Source organism: Williamsia muralis, assembly GCF_002735905.1.
GTDB classification, from domain to species: Bacteria; Actinomycetota; Actinomycetes; order Mycobacteriales; family Mycobacteriaceae; genus Williamsia; species Williamsia muralis_A.
The window spans coordinates 189,007-202,569 of sequence record NZ_PEBD01000004.1 but is presented as its reverse complement, the minus strand read 5'-3'; the positions used below and the strand labels follow the sequence as shown (position 1 = coordinate 202,569).

Here is a 13,563-nt window from a genome sequence, read left to right as displayed (position 1 = left end):
GAAAGGGCAAAAGAATGAGTGAAGGAACCGCGCAAGCGGCGTACCCCCCACCCCCCGCGTTTGTCGAGCAGGCCAACGCCGGACCTGAATTGGCCGAAGCAGCCGAGGCCGACAGGCTCGCGTTCTGGGCCGAGCAGGCCCGCCGACTGCACTGGGACACCGACTTCACCGACGTCCTCGACTGGTCCGGCGCGCCGTTCGCCAAGTGGTTTGTCGGCGGCAAACTCAACGTCGCATACAACTGCGTCGACCGTCATGTCCTCGAGGGCAACGGCGACAGGGTGGCGATCCACTGGGTCGGCGAGCCGGGCGACTCCCGCGACCTCACCTACAGCCAGTTGCTCGCCGAGGTGAGCCAGGCCGCGAACTACTTCGTCGAGATCGGCCTGGTCGCCGGCGATCGCGTGGCCATCTACATGCCGATGGTTCCCGAGGCCATCGTCACGATGCTCGCCTGCGCACGTCTGGGACTCACCCATTCTGTTGTCTTCGCCGGGTTTTCGGCCGGCGCGCTGCGGTCGCGGGTCGATGACGCCGAGGCGAAGTTGGTCGTCACCACCGACGGCCAGTACCGCCGCGGCAAGCCGGCTCCCCTCAAAGCTGCTGTCGACGAAGCGCTCGGAAGCGGCGACAACGCCGCGAAATCCGTCGAGCACGTGCTCGTGGTCAACCGCACCGACTCCGACATCGACTGGATCGACGGCCGCGACGTCTGGTGGCACGAGACGGTCGCCAAGGCCGAGAACGTGCACACGGCAATGGCGCACGACGCCGAGCACCCGCTCTTCCTTCTTTACACGTCCGGTACCACCGGCAAGCCCAAGGGCATCGTCCATTCTTCGGGCGGCTATCTCACGCAGGTGAGCTACACGTTCCACAACGTCTTCGACCACAAGCCGGGCAAGGACGTGTTCTGGTGTGGCGCCGACATCGGCTGGGTCACCGGTCACAGCTACCTCGTCTACGGCCCGTTGTCGAACGGCGCCACCGAGGTGGTCTATGAAGGAACTCCCAACTCCCCCAACGAACATCGCCATTTCGAGGTGATCGAGCAGTACGGGGTGAGCATCTACTACATCGCCCCCACCCTGATCCGCACGTTCATGAAGTGGGGCAGGGAGATTCCCGATGCCCACGACCTGAGCTCTCTGCGACTTCTGGGCAGTGTCGGTGAGCCGATCAACCCGGAGGCCTGGCGCTGGTACCACGAGGTGATCGGCGGCGAGCGGTGCCCGATCGTCGACACCTGGTGGCAGACCGAGACCGGCGCGATCATGATCTCTCCCCTGCCCGGGATCACCTCGACCAAGCCGGGTTCGGCGATGGCCCCGCTCCCCGGCATCAGCGCGAACATCGTCGACGACAACGGCGAACCGGTCGGCGCGGGCGAACAGGGCTTCCTCGTACTCGACAAGCCGTGGCCGTCGATGCTGCGCGGCATCTGGGGTGATGAGGAGCGTTTCCGCGACACCTACTGGTCGCGATTTGCCGAGCAGGGTTGGTATTTCGCAGGCGACGGCGCGCGTTACGACGACGACCACGCCCTCTGGGTCCTGGGCCGGATCGACGATGTCATGAACATCTCCGGACACCGGATCTCCACCGCCGAGGTCGAATCCGCGCTCGTCGGACACCACAGCATCGCCGAGGCCGCCGTCATCGGCGCCGCCGATGCCACCACCGGCCAGGGCATCGTCGCGTTCGTGATCTTGCGGCAGGGCCAGGAGGACACCGGCGACCAACTGGTCAAGGAACTCAAAGACCAGGTCTCCAAGGACATCTCGCCGATCGCCAAGCCACGCGAGATCTACGTGGTGCCCGAACTGCCCAAGACACGCTCTGGCAAGATCATGCGACGGCTGCTCAAGGACGTCGCCGAGGGACGCGAACTCGGTGACACCTCGACGCTGGTCGACCCGTCGGTGTTCGACAACATCCGCCGCCGCAAGGCCGACTGAACCCGAGGGGCACCGGGTGGTGGCTGCTGTCAGCTCAGCTTCGAGAAGTGCTTGACGGTATCGGTTTCCAGGGTTGCGAACGTCTTCTGCGTGATGGGCAACGCGAACCTGGAGGTCTTTGCCATCACCCCACCCATCTCGATGGCGAACGACCATGTGAAGCGGCAGCCACCTCCCGACGGCTCCACTTCACTCAACTCACCGAAGCGACGAAGACTGGGCACATTGGACTGTTCCACGTAGAACGCGTTGCGGTAGGTGCCTGCCTCACGGTCTTCGTCCCAGCAGAAGAACCTCTCCGACAGTTGCGCGTATCCGGGCGCCAACTGAGCACTACGGGTTGTCCCCACGCCGTAGGGCGCCGGAGAGGTGAACGTGATCGATTTGATCACCCGGCACCAGTCGAGGGTGTTCTGCCTGGTCAGTTCGGCCCACGCCTGCTCAGGAGACACCGGGAGGTTGACACTGAATCGGTGGGTGATCGGGGCGGTCTCGAAAAAGTCCAGCTCGAACGGTTCCATGGGGTAAGTCGGCATGCCAGTCCTTCGTGATCGGGGTCGGTGGTGTCACCCGATCGACCGGACGGCCCCCGGGTGCACCACCCGACAGTTAACGCGTGCACCTCCCGACAGTTAACGCATCTACGGCGCCTCGCGCCCGTAGAAAGGTCCGATGAACCTGCAATCGGGTCGGGCATGGCAACATAAGGCCTACTAACCCCGGCGATGCAGAGATGAACGTCCGGGATGGACTCGGGCGTGGTGTCCGAGGATGGAGGAGTTGCAGTGACGCTGGACGACCGCCCTTCGGGAGATGTTCCGCCGAACGTCTCGTCGATTCCGTTGTCCGACCCCAATGTGCGCCCCGGCGGCGACCCGAGTGTCGGTGGTCTGGTCAAGGACGCCACCACGCACTTGTCGACGCTGTTCCGCGCCGAGGTCGCACTGGCCAAGGCCGAACTGACCGCCGAGGCCAAGAAGGCCGCGGTGGGGTCGGGCCTCATCCTGGTCGCGCTCACCGTGCTGCTCTACGCGAGCCTGTTCTTCTTCTGGTTCCTCGGGGAACTGCTGGACGAGTGGCTGCCTCGCTGGGCCGCGTTCGGCATCGTGTTCCTCATCCTGCTGGTCCTGGCGATCATCACCGGATTCATCGGTTATCGGGTGTTCAAGCGGATAACCGGTCCGAGTAAGACGATCGCATCGGTTCAGCGGGTGCCTGAAGTGCTGCCCACGTCCGGGCACGACGGAGTCCATCCCGCTGCAGACCTGAGCAAGCCGTCCGGCTCGCACAAGGTCCTCAAAGGCTGACGTTTGGCGCCCCCGGACCCGTCGACCGTTCGATTCGCGGGACCGTGGCATCACCATGATGTCCGCGCGAACGGCGTGCGCCTACACGTCGTCGAATGTGCGGACACACCCACCAACCGACCCCTGGTGCTCCTCATGCACGGTTTCGGGGAGTTCTGGTGGAGCTGGCGTCACCAGATCACCGCACTCACCAACGCCGGGTTCCGGGCCGTCGCGGTTGATCTGCGCGGATACGGCGACAGTGACAAGCCGCCTCGTGGCTACGACGGATGGACACTGGCCGGTGACACGGACGGCCTGATTCGCGCGCTCGGTCATTCCGACGCCACCATCGTCGGACACGCCGACGGCGGTCTCGTCGGATGGGCGACCGCGACCCTGCATCCCCGGTCGGTCCGCTCGATGGCGGTGATCTCCTCACCGCATCCGCAGGCACTGAAGAACGCCAACATGCGGGAGTCGACGCAGCGCAAGGCATTCCTGGGTGGGTTACTTCGAGCCCAGATCCCACGGACCGCCGAGCGTGACCTCACCCGTGACGACGGCGCGATGGCCGAGGAACTGATGCGACGTCGATCCGGGCCGGGGTGGCCACGCACCGACGACTTCGCGGACGCCGCCAAGCGCAATCGATCGGCGGTGCAGATACCCGGTGTGGCGCACTGCAGCCTGGAATACCGGCGCTGGGCCTTCCGGTCCCAATTCCGTCCGGACGGTTACAAGTTCCTCCAGCTGATGGATCGTCGCCTCCAGATCCCGGTGCTGGCCATGCACGGCGAACTCGATCGCTACATCCTCCGGTCCACGGTGGCAGGCAGCGCCAAATGGGTCGACCGGCTCGACTTCACCGAGGTCACCGGCAGCGGCCATTACGCACATCAGGAAAACCCCGACGAGGTCAACGAACTGCTCATCGAGTTCGCCGGGCGCTGAAGGCGACTACCCCGAATGCACGCAGGACTGCGTGTCGACCGCGGTGCTCAACCGTTCCGATTCCGCGAGGCCAGGCTTGACCTGATCAGCCGTGAGCACGAATCCGGTTTCGCTGGCCGGGTCCTCGGCGGCCCCGAATACCACGCCGAGGACGTCGCCGTCCGAGTTGATCAGCGGTCCACCGGAATTGCCCTGTCGGATCGAGCCGCGCACCGTGTACACCTCCCGGGTCACAGCAGATCCGGGATAGATTCCCGGGCCGCGGAGCTGGATGACCTCCCGGACACGTTCGGCGCTGGCGTTGAAGGGTCCTGCCTCGGGGAAGCCGAGGGCGATCGCGTCCTCGCCGGTCTTCGCGAGTTCGTCGGCGAAACGCAGCGCCGGCGCCTGCAGGCCCGGCACGTCGAGCACCGCGATGTCGGTGTTCGGGTCGAAATAGACAACGGTGGCGTCGAACTGGTCGCCTGAGGCCACCACGTGCAGGGTGGTCGTTCCCGCGACGACGTGCGCGTTGGTCATCACCCGCTCTGGAGAGACCACGAATCCACTGCCTTCCAGCGCCTGATTGCAGCTCGGGGCGACGCCCTCGATCTTCACCACACTGGGACGGACCCGACCGATCACCGGCTGTTCGAGCAGCCCCTGGTCGGGGGCTTCGACACTCGTGATGGGCGTGCGGCCGAACGGGCCGATGGCCTCCTTGAGCCCGGAACCCTCGAACATGTCCCAGAACTCGCGCGGCAATCGCTGCATCCATTGCGGCGCAAGCGAATTGACCTCGTCGATGACTTTCGATTCGCTCACCGCGCCGGCGATCTGGGGCTGGGCCGACGTGCTGATCGGGGTGGCGAGCACCCATGCGGCGAGCAGTACCGCGACTGCCTGGAGCAACGATCCGATCACCGAATCGATCCGGCGTACCGAGAGGGTCCGGATGCTGCTTCGTGCGGCCCGTCCCAGCACCATGCCGGAGATCTCCCCGACGATGACCAGCGCGACGAGCAGAAGCACGCCGGCGACGAGCCGCCATCGCTGATCCTCGATGTTCCGGATGAGGTGCGGCGCCAGGAGAACCCCCGCGGCAGCACCCAGGAGCACCCCGACAAACGCCATTGCCGACGAGACCGCACCTTGGCGGTACCCGGAGGCCGCGGCGAGCAGCGCGATGCAGATCACCAGGACGTCAACCCACGCGGCTCCGCTCACTCCTGTCCCACCTTGGCCAGCTCATCCGCGAGATCGCGGACATCCGTCTTGTCCCACGCGATCTCCCAGCCGGCCGCCTCCACGATGGCCGCGAGCAGTCCCCCGGTGAATCCCCACACCAGCATCTTCTCGACGCCGAAGGCAGGCCCACGGTAAGGACGTCCCGGGATACCGGTGGGGCGCTGCACCTGAAAGCGGTTGCGGGGGTTGACGACATCGCGCAGAGGCACCCGGACCACCCGGGCGGTCTCTGCGAGGTCCACCACCCCCACCTCCGACGGGTCGCGCCAGTAACCGATCACCGGCGACACCTCGAAGCCGGAGGGTGGCACGGGAAACGTGTCGAGGGTGGCGAGCAGGTCGACACCGGCAGGGTTCAGCCCGGTCTCCTCGACGGCCTCACGCATGGCGGTGCCGACCGGGAACTCGTCACCGTCGTCGCGGACGCCACCGGGAAAGGCGATCTGCCCACTGTGATTTCGCAACGTCGCAGCGCGTTGGGTCAGCAGCACGTCGGCGTCGGCAGGGATGCCACCGTGGTGGGTGGGGTCGCCGCTCCAGTCGCCGCTGAACAGGACCAGTACAGCTGCCGACCTCGGGTTCCGCATCATCGATCGCAGCAGTCGCTCGGTGACGCCGCCGCGGTCTTCGACCGACCGGGTGACCCCGCCGAGGTTCGCAGTGAGCCCACGAAGCCATGGCGGCACCTTCTCGTCGGGCACCAGAAGTCGGGTCATGCGTCGACGCCCAGATGTTGGCGCACCACATCGGCCACTTCGTCGGGCGACTCGAACACCCTCGGGAGCACCGCTGCCACCGTGCCGTCTGCGCGCACGAGCACGGTCGAGGGGTAGGCGCGCGGCACCCCGAGCGCCGCAGCGATCTTGGCGTCTGTGTCCACCACCGTGGGCAAGTGGACGCCAATCTCGGCGAGCAGGGTCAACGACAGAAACGGGTTCTCGGCGCCCTCTTTGCCTTGCACGGTGAGCACTCGCACGCGGTCGCCCGCCCTCTTGGCGTATTCGTCGATCACCGGCAGTTCGGCCCGGCACGGTCCGCACCAGTGGGCCCACACGTTGACGAGCATGGGGGTACCGGCCGTTGCGCTGCCCAGGTCCACCGTTGATCCGTCGGCCAGGCACGGCACGGTCACACCAGCCAGCTTCGACCCGGCCGGTGTTGGGCCCGTGGCGACCGGACAAGGCAGCAACGCGGCCTTCTCGCGGCCCTTCGCCATGTCGTCGTCGGTGACCGCGGCCTCGAGGCCAGGAAGCGCGGTGCTTCCCGTCGTCGGCATCCCGCTCGGCGACGGACTCGGGTCGGATGAGTCACGCGGCCAGATCGCGACGATCAACGCCAGGACCACGACCAGCGCGGCGACGGTCCAACGGGCGGACGTCGAGAGATGAAACCGCGCGCGCGGGCGCTCGGGTCGGGTGTCCACTGGCATCGACTACAGACCTGCCAGTCTCAGGAGATGGTCGGTCTCGGGGCCCTTGACGAGCTTGGCCGCTTCCGCTTTCTCCGTGGGTCCGAGGCCGTAGGACGGGCAGTCCGCAGCCAGCACGCACACCCCACAGGCGGGCTTGCGCGAGTGACACACGCGCCGACCGTGAAAGATCACCCGGTGCGAGAGGTCGGTCCAGTTCTTGCGCTCGATGAGCTCACCCACGGCCTGCTCGATCTTCACCGGATCGGTTTCGGCCGTCCATTTCCAGCGCTGCACCAACCTGCCAAAGTGCGTGTCCACGGTGATTCCCGGCACACCGAAAGCGTTACCGAGAACCACGTTCGCAGTCTTGCGACCGAAGCCGGGCAGCGACACCAACTCGGGCAATGTCCGTGGGACCTCACCGTCGAATCGCTCGACGAGCGCCTGCCCGAGACCGGTCAGCGAGTTGGCCTTGTTCCGGTAGAACCCGGTGGGCCGGATCATCTCCTCCAGTTCGGCGCGGTCGGCGCCGGCATAGTCGGCGGCTGTCCGATAACGCCGGAACAACGCAGGCGTGGTCAGGTTGACCCGCACGTCAGTGCACTGCGCCGACAGGATTGTCGCCACCGACAACTCCAGCGGGTTGGTGAAATCGAGTTCGCAGTAGACGTGCGGGAACGCCGTCTGCAGCGTTCGGTCCATCCGCCGCGCCCGCCGGACCAGACCGGTGCGGGTCTCGGTACCGCGCTGTGCTGCGGTCTTGCCACGCCTGGCCGGGGCCGCCCCGTTCTCGCGCACACTCACCAAATCAGGGTACGGCGGACCTCTGTGAACGGCTCTATCCGGTGGTCGACCGACGGACCTCGCGAGGCGACGCGTGGTCCGCGTCGCGTCAACGACGTGCATTCAGATGCAGATCGTGTCTCTTCTGAGACCTGCGTTGTGTTAACTACTCCCCATGCACGGACTCGCCGTACTTTTGTTCCCCGCAGTTCTCATGCTCTTCGCGTTGGCGATGGAGCGTCTGGAGAACCAGCTCGAACGACTCAACGTGCGACCGAACGATGTCGAGGAGTTCCTGGAGTCGGCTCAGCCCGAGCAGATGGACACGCTGGCCCGGTCGGGCTTTCCCGCGGCGCTCGACGAATTCCGCGATCGGAGGGTCCCCACCACGGTCGAGACCGAGCATTCGATCCGCGCCAGCTGACCATCGATACCCGCGAGCGACAGGCGTGATCGCTCGATGAGGGGTAATTAACCTGTTTCGCACCCGATACCCGTAGACTGGACGACGGGTGACGAACACAACACATCGACCGTGTGACCGGCCCCAAGTTTTGATCGTGGTCTGGCTGGACCCTAGAAAGGGGCGTAAGTGGAGGAAGTACTGGCGCGGGCGGGCATCTTCCAGGGAGTGGAACCGACGGCCGTCGCGGCATTGACCAATCAGCTTCAGCCGGTTGATTTTCCACGGGGCCACGTGATCTTCAACGAAGGTGAGCCGGGTGACCGGCTCTACATCATCTTGTCCGGCAAGGTGAAGGTCGGTCGTCGTTCCATCGACGGCCGCGAGAACCTGCTGACGATCATGGGTCCCTCCGACATGTTCGGCGAGCTCTCCATCTTCGACCCCGGACCACGCACATCGTCGGCGACCACGGTCACCGAGGTACGCGCCGTGTCGATGGACCGCGAAGCTCTGCGTTCGTGGATCGCCGATCGGCCCGAGATCGCCGAACAGTTGCTGCGCGTCCTGGCCCGCCGATTGCGTCGCACCAACAACAACCTCGCCGACCTCATCTTCACCGACGTGCCCGGCCGTGTGGCCAAGCAGCTGCTGCAGCTGGCACAACGTTTCGGCACTCAGGAGGCCGGCGCTCTGCGAGTCACCCACGACCTCACGCAGGAAGAGATCGCCCAGCTCGTGGGCGCCTCCCGCGAAACCGTCAACAAGGCGCTTGCCGACTTCGCCCAGCGCGGATGGCTGCGACTCGAAGGCAAGAGCGTCCTGATCGCAGACTCCGAGCGGCTGGCTCGCCGCGCGCGATAGAACAACTTCGAAAAACCGCCCCGATCGCTGACGCGGTCTGGGCGGTTTTGTTGTTTCTGCTGCTGCCTTGCCGGCTACTGCTCGGCCAGGTAGGCCAGCTGGGTCTTGACCGACATCGTGGCCGCAGGCCACAGTTTTTTGTCGATGTCCGCGTACACCTTCTTGACCACCTTCTTCGGCTTGGCTTCCGCGGCACTCACCCCGAGTTCGGCCAGTGCGGCACGTACCTGATCGATCCGCTCTTCGCGGTGCGCCTTGTAGTGGCGGGCCAGCGGGATCACCTCGCCATGATCGGGCCCGTGCCCGGGCAGCAACACGCAATCGTCACCCTCGACGATGATGCGGTTGAGCGAGTTCATGTAGTCGCGCAACGTGCCGTCTTTGGGATCGAGCACGGTTGTCCCACCACCGAGGATGGTGTCTCCGGTCAACATCGCCTTGCGTCCGTTGTGCTCGACGAGAAAACTCACCGAGTCGCCGGTGTGTCCGGGTGTGTGCAGCACAGTGATCTTCAGTCCGGCGGCCTCGATCACCTCCCGGTCTTGGAGTGGGCTGCTGTCGCGGGTGTACTTGTCGACCCGTGCCCGCACGGGTGCGCCGGTCAGTTCACGGAAGAACTTGATCGCGCCGGTGTGGTCGGGGTGGCGGTGGGTGACCAGCCCGAGAACCACATTGCCCTGCGCGACAACGTTCTTGACGTGCTTTTTCTTGCCCTTGGGACCGGGGTCCACCACCACACAGTCTTGGTGACCGGGCGCCCGCAAGATCCAGGTGTTCGTGCCGTCGAGTGTCATCATCCCTGGGTTGTGGCACAGGACAACCGACGCGAAATCGGTCACCGGACGAACGACACCGTACGCAGGATGCTGCGGTTCACTCATGACGATCAGGCTATATCCTGCACTTGGCGACGGCGGGGTCGACTCTGTCGGGTCGCTGCGGGTGCAGGAACCGGCTACAAAGAGGCGAGGCGCAGACGATGGGTAGATTCCACCGCCACGACGAGACGCACACCCACGCCGACGGGACAACGCACAGCCACGAACACACCGACCCAGGTCATTCCGACCACGGCGACCACAGTGGCTACGACACCGGCGCCGAACGCATCGATGTGCTCGAAGCGATCTTTACCGAGAACGACATGCGCGCCGACCTGAACCGGGCCGCATTCGACGGCGCCGGGGTACCCGCGATCAACCTGATGAGCTCACCGGGTTCGGGCAAGACCGCCATCTTGTCGGCCACCCTCGACGCCATGCGCGCGGATGTGCGCGTCGGTGTTGTCGAAGGCGACATCGCCACCGACCTCGATGCAGCACGGCTCGCCGACAAGGGCGCCCAGGTCTCACTGATCAACACTGCCAACGGGTTCGGCGGCGAATGCCATCTCGATGCCCCGATGGTGAACCGCGCGTTGCAAGATCTCGACCTGCAGACGCTTGATCTGGTGATCATCGAGAACGTCGGGAATCTGGTGTGTCCCGCAGAGTTCGATGTGGGCGAGCACGCCCGCGCGATGGTCTATTCGGTCACCGAAGGCGAGGACAAACCTCTCAAATATCCGCTGATGTTCAGCCGGGTGCACGTGATCCTGCTGAACAAGATCGACCTCCTGCCCCACCTCGACGTCGAGTTGCAGGCGTTCCTCGACACCATCGCCCAGACCAACCCGCGCGCACGCGTCATCCCGGTCAGTGCACGCACCGGAGAGGGACTCCCGGAGTGGTTCAGTTGGGTGCGTGCACTGGTCGAGCGTCGCGCAGGCTGACGACGAGGGTCAGACCTCGACGATCAACTCGATCTCCACCGGCGCCCCGAGTGGCAGCTCGGCCACTCCGACCGCAGACCTGGCGTGCGCGCCGGCCTCTCCGAAGATCTCGCCCAGCACGTTGGACGCACCGTTGATGACCTGGGGTTGACCGGTGAAGCCCGGGGCCGAGGCCACGAAGCCGACAACCTTGACGATCCGCTTCACCGAGTCGATTCCGACCAGACTGTCCACTGCCGCAAGCGCGTTCAGAGCGCAGACACGTGCGGCCTCGGTTGCCTCATCCGGCCGGACAACACCTTCGGCGCCCTCGGATACCTTGCCCTGCACCGTCAATTCGCCACCGAGCAACGGCAACTGACCCGCGGTGTAGACGAGGTTGCCGGTCTGGACTGCCGGCACATACGCGGCCAGTGGCGCCACCACCTTGGGCAGCACGATGTTCAGTTCGGCCAATCGCTGCGACCACGTCATGGCGGATCAGCCCTTGGCGCGCTTCAGGTAGGCGACGTGCTGCTCGCCCGTGGGTCCCGGCAGGACGCTGACCAGCTCCCAGCCGTCAGCACCCCACTGGTCGAGGATTTGTTTGGTGGCGTGGGTCAGAAGGGGGACGGTGACGTACTCCCAGGCAGTTGGCTCGCTCATGTGCACACCCTATCTCTCCTGAATGTGTTCGGGCCGCGTACGTTCACCAACCCGGACATCCCCTGATGACAGGGGTGAAATGCCCGGACTGCACGGTATGGTTCTCGGCCATGACCAACGTGGATATGGTGAACCCGTGACAACAGAACAGCCCACGGGCTATCGCTGGTCAGAGGCCGCTGCGAAGGCGCGCCTGCACTTCGTGTCCGGTAAGGGCGGGACCGGAAAAACCACTGTCGCGGCCGCTCTCGCGTTGACACTGGCAGCCGAGGGCAAGAAGGTCCTCCTCGTCGAATGCGAGGGACGTCAGGGCATCGCGCAGATCTTCGATGTTCCGCCCCTTGCCCCCACCGAGACCAAGGTCGCCACCGCAGAAGGCGGCGGACAGGTGTGGGCACTGGCGATCGACATCGAACACGCGCTGCTCGAGTACCTCGACATGTTCTACAACCTCGGATTCGCCGGCCGCGCCATGCGCCGTATCGGTGCCATCGACTTCGTCACCACCGTCGCGCCGGGGCTTCGCGACGTCTTGGTGACGGGGAAGATCAAGGAGACCGTGGTCCGAACCGACAAGCGCGGCAACAGGATCTACGACGCGGTGGTGGTCGACGCACCTCCGACAGGTCGCATCGGCAACTTCCTCGACGTCACCAAGGCCATGGCCGATCTGACCAAGACCGGCCCCTTGCGCAACCAGAGCGACGGCGTGGTCAAGCTGCTGCACTCGGACCAGACCGTGGTGCATCTGGTGACGTTGCTCGAGGCGATGCCCATCCAGGAGACCATCGAGGCGGTCCGCGAGCTGGAGGGCAAGAATCTCACCATCGGGTCGGTGATCGTCAATCGGGTGTCGCCGCATCATCTCCCGCCCGAGTCGATCGGCGACGTCGCCGACGGCGTCATCGATGCCACCGAACTGCGCGCCCAGCTCGACAAGTCGGGCCTGAAGTACTCCGAGGCCGACTTCGAAGGCCTGCTCACCGAGACCATCGAGCACGCCAGTCGGGTGCAGGCGCAGCTCGAGGCCGGCGCCGAACTCGATGCCATGGAACTCGACAAGCTGCAGCTGCCCGCGTTCGACGATGGCGTCGACCTCGGCGGCCTCTACGAACTTTCCGAAATCCTCCAGAAGGCTGGTGCCTGATGCCGATCGACCTGAAAATGGGCGCAATCCTCACCGACCTCGGAACCAAGGTCGTGATCTGTTGCGGCGCAGGCGGAGTCGGCAAGACGACCACCGCCGCGGCAATGGCCGTGTATGCCGCCGAACGGGGACGCAAGGTGGTTGTCCTCACGATCGACCCCGCCAAGCGACTCGCGCAGTCGCTGGGTATGAACGAACTGACCAACAGCCCACAGCCGGTCAAGATCGACGGCGAGGGCACCCTCGACGCGATGATGCTCGACATGCGTCGCACCTTCGACGAGATGGTGACGCAGTACTCGACGCCTGAACGCGCCGAGGCGATCATGAACAACAACTTCTATCAGACCGTTGCCAGCTCGTTCTCCGGCACGCAGGAGTACATGGCGATGGAGAAGCTGGGACAGCTTCTGGCGCAGGATGATTGGGACCTCGTGGTGGTGGACACCCCGCCCTCGCGCAATGCCCTCGACTTCCTCGACGCGCCCCAGCGTCTCGGGTCGTTCCTCGAAGGCCGGCTGATGAAGATGCTCGTGGGCGGCGGTCGCGGTGTGGGCCGGGTCGTCAACGGTGTTGTCGGACTCGCCATGAAGGGCATCTCGACCATCATCGGCGGCGAGACGCTGCGCGACGTCTCGGTCTTCGTGCAGTCACTCGACTCGATGTTCGGAAGCTTCCGGGAACGGGCGAACCGGACCTACAACCTGCTCAAACAACCCGGCACCCAATTCGCCGTGGTTGCGGCGGCCGAACCAGACGCCCTGCGGGAGGCCGCGTTCTTCGTCGACCGGCTCTCCGAGGAGAAGATGCCGCTCGCCGGCCTGATCCTCAACCGCACCCACCCCAACCTCACCGCGATCAGCGGGAGTACCGCTGAGGCGGCCGCAAACAATGTCGACGACCCGCTGACCAAGGCCGTCCTCACGATTCACTCCGAGCGGGCGACCACCGGCAAACGCGAACTGCACCTGCTGCACAGCTTCACCACGTCGCATCCGGCGGTCCCGATCGTGGGTGTGCCGTCACTGCCGTTCGAGGTCGCCGACATGACCGCACTGCGCGCGGTGGCCGAAGAGATCACCAGCAAAGGCTGACGCCGCCGCCCGGCAGGGCG

At 65.3% G+C, this 13,563-nt stretch carries 16 protein-coding genes; 8 read left to right on the top strand and 8 right to left on the bottom strand.

Annotation, left to right across the window (positions count from 1 at the left end; translation table 11 throughout):
• The first annotated feature begins 14 nt into the window (after positions 1-14).
• Positions 15-1,958, top strand: coding sequence for an acetate--CoA ligase (gene acs, locus CSW57_RS01670; RefSeq protein ID WP_099381177.1), 1,944 nt, complete (start codon positions 15-17; stop codon positions 1,956-1,958).
• Between the two features lie 29 nt (positions 1,959-1,987).
• Here the strand turns inward: acs and CSW57_RS01665 are convergent, their stop codons facing one another.
• Positions 1,988-2,494 (bottom strand): SRPBCC family protein, encoded by a 507-nt coding sequence (locus CSW57_RS01665; RefSeq protein ID WP_099381176.1) that lies wholly within the window; start codon positions 2,492-2,494, stop codon positions 1,988-1,990.
• A 249-nt stretch (positions 2,495-2,743) separates the two neighbouring features.
• Between CSW57_RS01665 and CSW57_RS01660 the strand changes: the two genes are divergently transcribed.
• Both CSW57_RS01660 and CSW57_RS01655 read left to right on the top strand, forming a co-directional pair.
• Positions 2,744-3,265: a phage holin family protein gene (locus tag CSW57_RS01660; RefSeq protein WP_223248987.1), complete on the top strand. Its 522-nt coding sequence runs from the start codon at positions 2,744-2,746 to the stop codon at positions 3,263-3,265.
• Positions 3,266-3,268: 3 nt separating this feature from the next.
• Positions 3,269-4,198, top strand: a complete 930-nt coding sequence (locus tag CSW57_RS01655; protein ID WP_030169030.1) for an alpha/beta fold hydrolase — start codon at positions 3,269-3,271, stop codon at positions 4,196-4,198.
• A gap of 6 nt (positions 4,199-4,204) precedes the next feature.
• Here the strand turns inward: CSW57_RS01655 and CSW57_RS01650 are convergent, their stop codons facing one another.
• Genes CSW57_RS01650 through nth form a run of 4 tightly spaced genes read right to left on the bottom strand, consistent with a single transcriptional unit; the run spans position 4,205 to position 7,538 of the window.
• Positions 4,205-5,404, bottom strand: coding sequence for a MarP family serine protease (locus tag CSW57_RS01650; RefSeq protein ID WP_030169027.1), 1,200 nt, complete (start codon positions 5,402-5,404; stop codon positions 4,205-4,207).
• Positions 5,401-6,141: an NUDIX hydrolase gene (locus tag CSW57_RS01645; RefSeq protein ID WP_099381174.1), complete on the bottom strand. Its 741-nt coding sequence runs from the start codon at positions 6,139-6,141 to the stop codon at positions 5,401-5,403. Before CSW57_RS01645 ends, CSW57_RS01650 begins: the two co-directional genes overlap by 4 nt.
• Positions 6,138-6,854 (bottom strand): TlpA family protein disulfide reductase, encoded by a 717-nt coding sequence (locus CSW57_RS01640; protein ID WP_099381173.1) that lies wholly within the window; start codon positions 6,852-6,854, stop codon positions 6,138-6,140. The genes CSW57_RS01645 and CSW57_RS01640 overlap by 4 nt, the downstream gene beginning before the upstream one ends.
• Before the next feature lie 3 nt (positions 6,855-6,857).
• Positions 6,858-7,538 carry an endonuclease III gene (nth, locus tag CSW57_RS01635; RefSeq protein ID WP_223249075.1) on the bottom strand — a complete coding sequence of 227 codons (681 nt, stop codon included), beginning with the start codon at positions 7,536-7,538 and terminating at the stop codon, positions 6,858-6,860.
• Positions 7,539-7,794: 256 nt separating this feature from the next.
• Between nth and CSW57_RS01630 the strand changes: the two genes are divergently transcribed.
• Both CSW57_RS01630 and CSW57_RS01625 read left to right on the top strand, forming a co-directional pair.
• Positions 7,795-8,043 (top strand): hypothetical protein, encoded by a 249-nt coding sequence (locus CSW57_RS01630; RefSeq protein ID WP_023956440.1) that lies wholly within the window; start codon positions 7,795-7,797, stop codon positions 8,041-8,043.
• A gap of 168 nt (positions 8,044-8,211) precedes the next feature.
• Entirely contained in the window at positions 8,212-8,886 is a 675-nt protein-coding gene (locus tag CSW57_RS01625; protein ID WP_023956441.1) for a Crp/Fnr family transcriptional regulator, read from the top strand.
• Positions 8,887-8,960: 74 nt separating this feature from the next.
• Here the strand turns inward: CSW57_RS01625 and CSW57_RS01620 are convergent, their stop codons facing one another.
• Positions 8,961-9,767 carry an MBL fold metallo-hydrolase gene (locus CSW57_RS01620; RefSeq protein WP_099381171.1) on the bottom strand — a complete coding sequence of 269 codons (807 nt, stop codon included), beginning with the start codon at positions 9,765-9,767 and terminating at the stop codon, positions 8,961-8,963.
• A 98-nt stretch (positions 9,768-9,865) separates the two neighbouring features.
• Here CSW57_RS01620 and hypB point away from each other — a divergent pair, with 98 nt between their 5' ends.
• A complete protein-coding gene (gene hypB, locus CSW57_RS01615) occupies positions 9,866-10,657 on the top strand; it encodes a hydrogenase nickel incorporation protein HypB (protein ID WP_099381170.1) in 792 nt (263 codons plus the stop codon).
• Between the two features lie 9 nt (positions 10,658-10,666).
• Here the strand turns inward: hypB and CSW57_RS01610 are convergent, their stop codons facing one another.
• Together CSW57_RS01610 and CSW57_RS01605 are read right to left on the bottom strand one after the other, a co-directional pair.
• The gene (locus CSW57_RS01610) at positions 10,667-11,131 is read right to left on the bottom strand and encodes a RidA family protein (RefSeq protein WP_099381169.1); all 465 of its coding nucleotides are present in this window, start codon (positions 11,129-11,131) and stop codon (positions 10,667-10,669) included.
• Between the two features lie 6 nt (positions 11,132-11,137).
• Complete coding sequence (locus tag CSW57_RS01605; RefSeq protein ID WP_023956445.1) at positions 11,138-11,302, bottom strand: DUF4177 domain-containing protein; 165 nt, start codon at positions 11,300-11,302, stop codon at positions 11,138-11,140.
• A 136-nt stretch (positions 11,303-11,438) separates the two neighbouring features.
• Between CSW57_RS01605 and CSW57_RS01600 the strand changes: the two genes are divergently transcribed.
• Both CSW57_RS01600 and CSW57_RS01595 read left to right on the top strand, forming a co-directional pair.
• Entirely contained in the window at positions 11,439-12,449 is a 1,011-nt protein-coding gene (locus CSW57_RS01600; RefSeq protein WP_223248986.1) for an ArsA-related P-loop ATPase, read from the top strand.
• Entirely contained in the window at positions 12,449-13,543 is a 1,095-nt protein-coding gene (locus CSW57_RS01595; RefSeq protein ID WP_099381167.1) for an ArsA family ATPase, read from the top strand. Before CSW57_RS01600 ends, CSW57_RS01595 begins: the two co-directional genes overlap by 1 nt.
• Positions 13,544-13,563: the final 20 nt, after the last annotated feature.